This window comes from Prochlorococcus sp. G5PB11 (assembly GCF_059772425.1).
Genome location: NZ_CM186287.1, coordinates 421957 through 430905, shown reverse-complemented (window position 1 = coordinate 430905; position 8949 = coordinate 421957). Strand labels below are relative to the sequence as shown.

The window sequence follows — 8949 nt, the reverse complement described above, 5'->3', positions numbered from 1 at the left end:
TCTCTTTTGTTTTTGGTGGACCTATCCGTTTAATTATTTTTATTTAGCCTTTATATCCTTGAATCATTCACCGTGCTTGAGCATCTTGTTTGTTCGATGTTGGTACTACTGGCGACATATTTTAGATGTTTTGAAATACATGTCTTGACATTACCTGGTGGTTCATTATGGTACAAGTGTACTGCTAGAGGTGAATGACTCCATCTGCTTCCCCGTATGCTGTCTTTAAGGCTGAAGAATGGATATCTTCCGTAGCCCAACCTATTGGAATTGGTCAATGTCTACGACTCACCCCAAAAAAACTTTCTCCGATCAGATCTTCGGTCAAGAAGAAGAGTGGTAATTCATTTAGAAAGCGATTCTCAAAAATACATGTTCAGCTTGCGTTTGCGTGACATGTCAGCATCTCAATTATTCCAGGGAAAAGAATTTCAGAACAATTCTTTCGTGTCATTTTCATCGTCGTCTTATTCCTCATGGAGACCATTTGATTTCACGTTATCTTCTTTATATGCGGCAACAAGTGAGAGAGATTGGTTGGTGTCCAGAGGTGGCCTGACACTTTGAATAGATCAATTCGCTTATTAGTGTTCCCATTCGATCTTTGATCAGCATATGAGGTCTATTAGCTTTATTGACTTCATTGTTTTAATATTCGTTTTTTGCTTTTGTCTCGCCCACTTGATATGGCTTTATAGTCAAGATCCATTTATTTGAAGGTGTCACTTTAATCTATATTGATAGATATATGAAAATTTAGTAGTCGATTAACCATTGACTATTGAATTTAATACCCTATATGTGATAGATGTATTAAGAAAGTAATTATTGAGTTATGTCTCAGTTATCCATCAAAGTTAGTGCTAAAGGTGATGCCTTGATTGCTACCTTGCAAAAGGAGATCTTTAACAGACGTCGTAAGAAGGTTACTGCTTCTCAAGTCGTTGAAACTCTTGTTGAAAGCGGTGCTAAATCTCAGTCTGATAAACGTTACGCAGCTTCTTGGAAAAACCTAATTAAAGATATCGAAAAAGCAGCTAAAGTTTCTGAGGTTCATGGAAATAAGCCAGCAAATATTAGCGCTGATGAATGGGCTTTAATTCTTTCTCATCGCACACGTAAAGGCTCTGCTCCCAAAGCTGCTGCAGCAAAAAAAACCACAGCTAAAAAAGCAGTAGCTAAAAAGCCTGTCGCTAAAAAGGCAACAGCAAAGAAAGCAGTAGCTAAAAAGCCAGTAGCTAAAAAGGCTGCAGCCAAAGCTAAAGCTGAGGTTTCTGCAGTTGTTAAGCCAAGTGCTGGTAGACCTGCTAGACGTGCACGCAAAGCCAGAAAAGCACCTGAAGCTGCTAAATAAAGCTTACCCAGACCGGCAGGCGGCATGAGAGGTTCAATGCCTCTCACTGGTATTTTTGGTGGATATCTTGCTTGTATTTATTTGGATTTGTTTGCTCAGGTAGGCCTTTTTCTTTAATAAGTAACTATTAAACCTGCATTACATAGAGCGTTGAATACCTTTTTTTTGCGCTCCATTCTTTTTTCTGTTGGCTGAAGCATATCAAGTATGGACGCAATACAACTTATTTCATACGAACCCTGGGAAATGAGTGCTGCATCACATATTTCATTATTAGCAATTACAGGTTCCATACCAGTGAATTTTAATTTCTGAATTGATGCTTTTAAAACTTGCTCGAGATATTCTAGTTGTTCGTCATTCAGTGTCTTTCTGTCTACATAATCCATTAGAACTAATGAGGGCGTCACTACTAAATCTACAAAAAACCAATTTAACTACTTTTTAGAAATATTTTTATCTATTTGGATTTTCTATCTTTTAGTTGTCTTTTTTATTCATATCGGCTTTATATGCATTGAGAGCCTCTTTAATTCTTCCTGGTGCAAAAGGATTTTTACCTTTTGCTTCTTTCTTTGCTTCTTGCCATGCATTGTCGATTTCTTTCTTTGCTATCGGATCGTTATTGAAATTTGTGTATAGCTTCATCAGATACCAAGTGCTTAAAACTAATAGTCCAAGACCTAATAAATACATGAGAGTGTCTCGATAATTACGACAATCTAACCAATAGAATAGAAATTGCGCCTATAAATAAAAAAATTACGTATTCGCTATGCCACTTATCGTTGATCCTTCTAAAGATACGAGTAATGGAGTTGGGAAGATTTTTAGAACAATCAATATAACACTTGCCATCGCACTACCTTTGTCAGCAATTTTGGTGACTATCTTTTGGGGCTTAAAACATGGCTTTAGTAGTTTCATTTGATTTCAATGTAGACATCATTTTTTATCCAAATAAAGTTTTAATGAGTTGAACAAATAATTTGATACTCCAAAATAAGATGCCACCATAAATAAATCCTGCCAGGCCAGAAGCCCAGTCATTGAAGAATTTCCATGAAATTATTATCACTAGGATTCCAAGTAAGAGTGAATATGTAGCCATTATTTTGTAATCTCTTTCAAGAGACGCTTTGTGAAAAATTTTAGAGGTCGGTATACCTATTTTTTGAGTAGTAGCAACCGAAGTGAGTTGTATTTACCGAATCAATTTCTACGGTATGCCTCATCCCTAACTGAATTACTTTAGGGCAGAGTAGTTGTGTACTCCGAAAGAAAAGTTATGTACACTTCACTCTTCGATACTTTTTTCTCTGATTCTTTAATTGCACCTACCAGAACTGTTTATGTGGTTTCTGATAGTCAGCTTGAAGAGATTAAGCGTAATCAACGTCAAGAGGAACTCGACGACATCGAGGACACCAGAAAAAGACTAGAAGAGAGCTTTAAAGCTCGTGTTAAAGTTCTTGATGAACGTCAAAATGTGATAAAAAAGGAACTTAAAGCTTTGTCTCCAACAAAGGTTAAGGCTTCTCTTAATAAGAAGTAACTGTTAGTTGGTCTATAGAATGTGTTTTTAGCACCTCCACTATTTAAGTGGAGGTGCTTTTTTTACTAGATTTTCAAATTGTTTTTCTCAACGCATTGCTTTGTATCTAAATCTAAGAAAGTGTTAATTGTCTAGATTCTCTTTTTGGCTTTCTTCAAGTGCCTTGTTACCTTCCTTGAGGGTGGTTGTGACCCACCAAGCTGAAATTCCTATAATAGTGATGCCTAATGTCATTATTGAAATTATTGTTGAAGTCACTTGTTATTACCCTTAATTGCTTGGGTTGATTTCGCTTTTTTTAAGCAATTCATCAGATGTCAAAATTTGAGTTTCCCAGATTAAAAATATTTTAATTGATGACTCTAAAATAATTTAAAAGAAAGATGAGGATAAATTCACTTGCCATAGGCCTTCTTGATGGTTTATACCAAAATTAATTGAAGAGGAAACTATGAAACTTCAAACTTCATTTAGCGTCCCCAGAGAGAATATGGGTGATATAGGTAGAAAGCACGAGGCAGTCAAAAGAGGAATGACAGCAATAGCTTCATACTGGGAGAGAGAGTGTGCTTTAAATCCTTCTTCTCCTGCATGTCTTATTTTTGACGACTAGTAGTTGAAAATAAATAAGGAAATATACTTTCCTTGAGCAATTAGTTAATCTTTTACTTCTCAATGAACAGTGTTATAAAAACTTGGTTTGGATTATTATTTTCCCTTTTTTTAGTAATTAGTATTTGCTTCCAGTCAGTTGAAGCACAGCCGGTGTTAATGACAACGGATGTTGATATTGAAAATGATCAAGGCTCAATGGATACAAAAAGTATTGATGATCTTTTAGGACCAGATACAAATTTTCCATTTGATCCAGCTAATCACAGAGATGGGTCAAATCCGATTAAAAGGATTGGGAAAATAAGCGACGATAATTTGTAAGTATGTATCTTTTTATTTTCTAAGCAAAATTTCTAAGCGTTTTTTTTGCTCTTCAAGAGATTCGGTCTTTTCATTCCTTTTTGCTTCCATTCTATTTTTTATAGACTCATCAGCTTGTCTTGCGATACTTGCTTTCCTAAGGAAGACAAGGATTGAAATCACAGCAAATATAAGGGCAAGTGAACCCAATGGAACTATTGTTGCGCTCATTTCTTCCATTAGTAATTACAGGCGTTATATAAACGATTAGCTTTCTGTTGATCCTCACATTTTTTTAGTTTCGTTTCTAACTCTTCCATCTCCTTTTGAGCCTGATTGATTAATTCCAATGACCATTGCCAGTTTCGTTCGTTGCAATGTTGTTTTGCAGAATCCCAGTCCATGGTTGGATTGCTTTAATAATTGGTGATTTAGTCGAGCAGAACTCTTTATGACTCCCAGAGGATAACAAGTTTATGAGCTAAATATTGTGTTTTTATCTTCTCTTTGAAAATTTTATTTGTATTAACCTTTGGCATATCAATTTAAACCTACCTTTGATCCTCATTTTGACTCTGCCTCACTTAAGCTCGAAATATCATTTTTTATTCCATGGAAACAGCTTTTGCTTGGAGCCTTTGCCTGTCTGCCTTCGTTGTTTTGCTGTCAATTGGGCCACTAACTTATGGCCGAGTCAAAGCTGGATATTCGGCCGAGAATATGAGTGCTCCAAGAGCTTTATTTAATGAGCTCACCGATTTTGGCAAAAGAGCTGTTTGGTGTCATCAAAATTGCTGGGAGAGCATAACTCTTCACGCTCCTGCATGTTTGCTATGTCTGATTGCTGGTGTTGTCTCTCCTGTGGCCGTAATAGCTGCGTGGGTTCACCCAATTGTTAGGTTTATCTATATCGGTGCTTATGTAGGCGATATTCCTCCTGCTAGAGGACTTTGTTGGGCATCGGGCCTTTTATGTTCAATTCTTTTGTATAAAGAGGGGTTAACTGCTTTGCTTTCTTCTTAATTGATCAACGATTAAACTTCTTGGCTTGCCAGTCTTAACAGGATTTAATCGATCAAGTACAACTGCTACTGCTGTAAACCAAGAACTTCCCTCTGGAATATTGGTTTGATTACAAATATGTTTTGGAGCTAGTTCAAGGGAGAGATTCGTATCGATTTCTTTGATTACCTGTTGATAATGTTTTTCTAAAAGCTCAATATCCTCTTCCTCGAGAATGTTGCCTGAACAATACCAATCTAGTGATGTTTTCCAATCCATTATCAGATGATACGTTTATTGTTTGATAATGTCCCATGCTTCTGAAGCACTATCGGCGTATTGAAAGAGATTCATGTGCTCATCTGAGATAAGTCCATGGTCTGAAAGAAATTGAAAGTTGATCACTTTCGACCAATAATCTCGACCAAATAGAATAATTGGGATTTGTGTTTTCATTCCTGTTTGACGAAGAGTTAGTAATTCAAAGAGTTCATCAAATGTTCCAAATCCCCCAGGGAAAAAGACAGCTGCAACTGATCGCATCACAAAATGAAATTTTCGCAAGGCGAAATAATTAAATTTGAAGCAAAGCCCAGGAGTGATATAAGCATTGGGATGTTGTTCGTTTGGAAGACTTATATTTAAACCTATGGATTTACAGTCGGCATCAAAAGCACCTCTGTTGGCAGCCTCCATAATCCCTGGGCCGCCACCAGTGACAATTACATGTGAATTGCAGTGTTCTTTTTGGTTTTGTCTGGAGACAATCTTTGCGAATTCTCTGGCCGAATCGTAGTAATGAGATATCGATTGTAAATTCTTTAGACGTGTTATTTCTCTCTGTAAATCAGATGAGCTCGGATCTTTGGTGAGAGAGTTCTTCGCTAGTTCAAGTCTGTTATTTATAGAGCTTTTATCGGTAAGGCTCGCTCCTCCAAAGACGATGATTGTTGATAGAATATTTTGTTGTTCTAGGATTTTTTCTGGTTTATTAATTTCAAGAAGCATTCGCACTCCTCTCATTTCATCACTATTGAGTAACTCTCTATCTTCATGGGCTAATTGGTAATTGTTCGAACTAATAATTAATTCAAGGTTTTTCCTGACTAGTTCTGGATCGTCACTTCTATTTTGAGTACTCATCAAAATATGCCTCCTTGAGTTTTAATGCGGTAAGGAATTAGTTCAATGCATTCATCCATGAAATGAATGGTGAAGTGGCTGATGCCATTATCTACATTCCCATTGCTCTTCTAAGTTTTGTAGCCTCGTCCATTCCCTCCATGATTGTGAAAGTAGAATTAACTGTCGCGGCTGTACGTAGCTTTGATAGCTCTGTATATTCACTGGATTCATAAGCTTCTACTGCTATTCGCATTGATGGGAATTCACAAATGACGGCTAGGTTTGAATCTTCAGTTTTTTCTTTTCCTATTGGGTCTGTATCTTTCGCAAATACCTCTCCACCATTTTCTTTTAGCCATGGTCCAACTTTTTCGACATATTCATTAAATAATTCTTGATTAATAACCTTTGCAGTTGAGATCCAGTACCCTTTGGCTCCTTTCTTATCCATTACCTTTTAATCAATTATGAATTTAGGATAGATCAGACTTAGCTCAAAAAATAATTTTAAAATCTATGCCCTATAAGTCTCAATAATTTATTTCCATAGACTTCTTTTTTTTAAAAGATCTTCGATGTTAGGCCATGCTGCAATTAGTTCCTTGAGGGCTTGTCTATTGGGAGTATATAACACACATGAGAAGGCACTGATGACATAAAAGATAAACCACATTTTATTGATTGAGTAAACAGAGACAAAGGAAAAGATAAAACTACCAATGAATACAAAAAATAGTGATCGATTTATCACTTCAAGTGGAGATCTTCTTAATCGTCTAAGCAATCTTTTTGTAGATTTTGTCTTTGAAAATCTTTGTGCCTCTATTTCTTCTTCTTTGATTAGTCTTTCATTTTCTTGATCCAAGATTTCGTTTGATCTAACAATATCCTCTATCTCTTGACTGGATAAGTTATCTAGAGGCTCTGAGTCTTTTTTTATTGCTGCCATTAGTTCAACAAACTTAAAAGTTAGATAGTTATCTGCATCTACCTTACTAAAGCGAATGTTTGCCTTTTGATTAATTGCCTAGACCAGGTGGAAAAGGAAAAACTTGTTCATCCCCAAAAATATCTGCCACACTCAACTCTTCACTTTGTGAATCCATTCCTACAGCTTCTTCTTCGGATTCCATTCCCATTTCATATGAGTCACCTTCTCCATAATCCTCTGGTGGAACCCAGCCTTGTATTACAGCCTCAGCACTATTAAATCCAGAGAAAACAATGAATACGAATACAGCTAATTTGATCAGAAAATTTTTCATATATCCATGCTCTCATTACTTAGGCTAATCCTTGATCAGAAGCTTGATTAGCTTTATGACTTGTAAAAATACTCTTGGAATGTCTTCTTCAAATCGAGGCTTTTCCCTTTCTAATTAGCAACTGATTTTAATCTGCATTTTGTCTGACAGGTCTCATCATTCCGCCTCCATCATCATCGTCATCCCCAAAACCAAAAAATAGCCAGGTAATAGCAAATACAGCTAATGCCCCTGATAGCGTCAATGCTTGTAACTCGTTCAAAGCTTTTCGGCTAATTTTTCACGACCTTAGCCCTTATTTCGTTTTTTTGTTGAAGAGGAGTGCTTTCTTTCTGGTTATATTGTCGAAACTTAATTTGATTACTAATGGAAGAATTAGCCAAAAGAGTTGAAGAACTTGAGCGTCGAGTCCAGCATTTAGAAGCAGTGCTGCAATACCAAGCAAGAAAAAACAAATAATCTCTGTTGCCATCTAACCAATACCTGGAATGTCAAAAGGGAGTTTGTCTTCCAGTACTATTAAGTATTTTTGGACTGCAGGAATACGAAGAAGAGCTAATGGAACAACAATATTCAGAACAATCCATGCTCCTCCAACTAAAGGAGCCCATTTACCAGCTTTTTTAATAAAGCTCATTCCCTTCTCTTTCTCTGGAGACTGATTCATGTTTTTTATTAATTAGACCCTACTTTGACCCCAAACTTACTATTTTTGATCAGGTTAAGTGGAAATGCAATGGGCATTAAGGCTGATTGCGTTGAGGTGCGAATAGAGCAAAGATACATTTGTTGAGCTCAGAGGCACCATTTATGGTCGACACTCCACCTGAGTATTTAAGAGAAGCGAACTGAATTCTGGTTCCTGCTCCAACATTCTCAATGAATAAGTAGGCTATTCGTCTGATGCGACAAGGATCAATGATATAGGTGCGTCAATTCAGTCGAAACTCCTCTGCATCGTTTAGGTGCCCTAACGGAGTACAAAAGCCTTTCTACTAGACACTTGGCCCCAGGCCACCAATATCCAGAAGCTTCCAAAGAATCGGTAAAGAAAAGGGCCCCCTAGGGCCCTTTTTAAATGTCTAATTAAAAGAGTTTTATTCTTGCTACGGTTTCCCTACCTAAGACGTACGGTCCTACAGAACCATCGAAGAAAAGGAGATTTTAGGATTAATGTACGTCAGACAGTCAATTACCAAGGGCGATAATTGATTGGCTTCTGGGGGGGAGCACTGACGTTTCTTATTCAAAGAAACAACCTTCTAAAGCTCAGTATAAAAAGAAGGTTGTCCTGAGAAGTTCTAAAAATATAAGAACAAACCGCCGCCAGCCGTTTAGGAATAATTACTCAAAAATTCTGGTTTTTATTTTCTTTAAGATTAGTTTCCATCGCAGTCTTCATCTTTTGGCAACTGAAGCCATCCACTCGTCCATTTTGAGTATGTTTTTAATTCCGACCATGGAACTCTTATAAGAATTTCGTTGTTATTAACTGGAAATAGTTCTACCCACCGTTCATCTTTTTTGCCTCCATAGCTTTTAACTTCAAAATGTCGATAACCTTCTCTTTTTACGGCTGAGGTCCAAGCTGCATTCGGTGGCCATCTCATTTAGTTTCCTCTTTTCTTCAAGCCTTCACTCTTTATCTATTTTAGTCTAAATTTATACCCTTAAACCTTATTTATGTTTTATATTTTTGTAAACATTACATTTTAATCTAGAAAGATTCCTTT

General features: G+C 36.7%; 21 protein-coding genes. 7 read left to right on the top strand and 14 right to left on the bottom strand.

The genetic code is table 11. The features are described from left to right. Window positions 1-194: 194 nt before the first annotated feature. Window positions 195-395, top strand: a complete 201-nt coding sequence (locus AC6EI0_RS02465; protein ID WP_498522906.1) for a hypothetical protein — start codon at window positions 195-197, stop codon at window positions 393-395. Between the two features lie 440 nt (window positions 396-835). Beyond that, window positions 836-1354 carry a hypothetical protein gene (locus tag AC6EI0_RS02460; RefSeq protein WP_498462833.1) on the top strand — a complete coding sequence of 173 codons (519 nt, stop codon included), beginning with the start codon at window positions 836-838 and terminating at the stop codon, window positions 1352-1354. A gap of 113 nt (window positions 1355-1467) precedes the next feature. Here AC6EI0_RS02460 and AC6EI0_RS02455 read toward each other — a convergent pair whose 3' ends face one another. Together AC6EI0_RS02455 and AC6EI0_RS02450 are read right to left on the bottom strand one after the other, a co-directional pair. After that, on the bottom strand, window positions 1468-1764 hold the full coding sequence (locus AC6EI0_RS02455; protein WP_498522905.1) for a hypothetical protein: 297 nt from the start codon (window positions 1762-1764) through the stop codon (window positions 1468-1470). Between the two features lie 70 nt (window positions 1765-1834). Beyond that, window positions 1835-2002: a hypothetical protein gene (locus AC6EI0_RS02450; RefSeq protein ID WP_257473357.1), complete on the bottom strand. Its 168-nt coding sequence runs from the start codon at window positions 2000-2002 to the stop codon at window positions 1835-1837. 127 nt (window positions 2003-2129) lie between these two features. Between AC6EI0_RS02450 and AC6EI0_RS02445 the strand changes: the two genes are divergently transcribed. Both AC6EI0_RS02445 and AC6EI0_RS02440 read left to right on the top strand, forming a co-directional pair. Then, window positions 2130-2285, top strand: a complete 156-nt coding sequence (locus tag AC6EI0_RS02445) for a hypothetical protein (protein ID WP_269605837.1) — start codon at window positions 2130-2132, stop codon at window positions 2283-2285. A 357-nt stretch (window positions 2286-2642) separates the two neighbouring features. Beyond that, the gene (locus tag AC6EI0_RS02440) at window positions 2643-2909 is read left to right on the top strand and encodes a hypothetical protein (RefSeq protein ID WP_498522904.1); all 267 of its coding nucleotides are present in this window, start codon (window positions 2643-2645) and stop codon (window positions 2907-2909) included. Window positions 2910-3032: 123 nt separating this feature from the next. Here the strand turns inward: AC6EI0_RS02440 and AC6EI0_RS02435 are convergent, their stop codons facing one another. Further along, complete coding sequence (locus AC6EI0_RS02435; RefSeq protein WP_498522903.1) at window positions 3033-3167, bottom strand: hypothetical protein; 135 nt, start codon at window positions 3165-3167, stop codon at window positions 3033-3035. 193 nt (window positions 3168-3360) lie between these two features. Here AC6EI0_RS02435 and AC6EI0_RS02430 point away from each other — a divergent pair, with 193 nt between their 5' ends. Both AC6EI0_RS02430 and AC6EI0_RS02425 read left to right on the top strand, forming a co-directional pair. After that, complete coding sequence (locus AC6EI0_RS02430) at window positions 3361-3522, top strand: hypothetical protein (protein WP_498522902.1); 162 nt, start codon at window positions 3361-3363, stop codon at window positions 3520-3522. Window positions 3523-3680: 158 nt separating this feature from the next. Continuing rightward, window positions 3681-3845: a hypothetical protein gene (locus tag AC6EI0_RS02425; protein ID WP_498492141.1), complete on the top strand. Its 165-nt coding sequence runs from the start codon at window positions 3681-3683 to the stop codon at window positions 3843-3845. 12 nt (window positions 3846-3857) lie between these two features. Here the strand turns inward: AC6EI0_RS02425 and AC6EI0_RS02420 are convergent, their stop codons facing one another. Continuing rightward, window positions 3858-4055 carry a hypothetical protein gene (locus AC6EI0_RS02420; RefSeq protein ID WP_498522901.1) on the bottom strand — a complete coding sequence of 66 codons (198 nt, stop codon included), beginning with the start codon at window positions 4053-4055 and terminating at the stop codon, window positions 3858-3860. A gap of 8 nt (window positions 4056-4063) precedes the next feature. Continuing rightward, window positions 4064-4228 carry a hypothetical protein gene (locus AC6EI0_RS02415; protein ID WP_269605828.1) on the bottom strand — a complete coding sequence of 55 codons (165 nt, stop codon included), beginning with the start codon at window positions 4226-4228 and terminating at the stop codon, window positions 4064-4066. Between the two features lie 208 nt (window positions 4229-4436). Here AC6EI0_RS02415 and AC6EI0_RS02410 point away from each other — a divergent pair, with 208 nt between their 5' ends. Then, a complete protein-coding gene (locus AC6EI0_RS02410) occupies window positions 4437-4847 on the top strand; it encodes an MAPEG family protein (RefSeq protein WP_498522900.1) in 411 nt (136 codons plus the stop codon). On the opposite strand, the gene AC6EI0_RS02405 is transcribed toward AC6EI0_RS02410, so the two are convergent. The 9 genes from AC6EI0_RS02405 to AC6EI0_RS02365 all read right to left on the bottom strand — a co-directional run bounded on the left by AC6EI0_RS02405 (window position 4824) and on the right by AC6EI0_RS02365 (window position 8826). Then, window positions 4824-5105, bottom strand: a complete 282-nt coding sequence (locus AC6EI0_RS02405; protein WP_498522899.1) for a hypothetical protein — start codon at window positions 5103-5105, stop codon at window positions 4824-4826. The two genes, AC6EI0_RS02410 and AC6EI0_RS02405, sit on opposite strands and share 24 nt — an antisense overlap. A 15-nt stretch (window positions 5106-5120) precedes the next feature. After that, entirely contained in the window at window positions 5121-5969 is an 849-nt protein-coding gene (locus AC6EI0_RS02400; RefSeq protein ID WP_498522898.1) for an LOG family protein, read from the bottom strand. Window positions 5970-6060: 91 nt separating this feature from the next. Next, complete coding sequence (locus AC6EI0_RS02395) at window positions 6061-6402, bottom strand: DUF1330 domain-containing protein (protein WP_498522897.1); 342 nt, start codon at window positions 6400-6402, stop codon at window positions 6061-6063. A gap of 87 nt (window positions 6403-6489) precedes the next feature. Beyond that, complete coding sequence (locus AC6EI0_RS02390) at window positions 6490-6900, bottom strand: DUP family protein (protein ID WP_498522896.1); 411 nt, start codon at window positions 6898-6900, stop codon at window positions 6490-6492. Window positions 6901-6970: 70 nt separating this feature from the next. Further along, window positions 6971-7216: a hypothetical protein gene (locus tag AC6EI0_RS02385; protein WP_498522895.1), complete on the bottom strand. Its 246-nt coding sequence runs from the start codon at window positions 7214-7216 to the stop codon at window positions 6971-6973. 127 nt (window positions 7217-7343) lie between these two features. Beyond that, window positions 7344-7478 (bottom strand): hypothetical protein, encoded by a 135-nt coding sequence (locus AC6EI0_RS02380; RefSeq protein WP_011294994.1) that lies wholly within the window; start codon window positions 7476-7478, stop codon window positions 7344-7346. 33 nt (window positions 7479-7511) lie between these two features. Beyond that, on the bottom strand, window positions 7512-7688 hold the full coding sequence (locus tag AC6EI0_RS02375) for a hypothetical protein (RefSeq protein ID WP_498522894.1): 177 nt from the start codon (window positions 7686-7688) through the stop codon (window positions 7512-7514). Further along, complete coding sequence (locus AC6EI0_RS02370) at window positions 7689-7883, bottom strand: Signal peptidase I (RefSeq protein WP_498522893.1); 195 nt, start codon at window positions 7881-7883, stop codon at window positions 7689-7691. A 712-nt stretch (window positions 7884-8595) separates the two neighbouring features. Beyond that, window positions 8596-8826, bottom strand: coding sequence for a TIGR02450 family Trp-rich protein (locus AC6EI0_RS02365; RefSeq protein ID WP_011823827.1), 231 nt, complete (start codon window positions 8824-8826; stop codon window positions 8596-8598). Window positions 8827-8949: the final 123 nt, after the last annotated feature.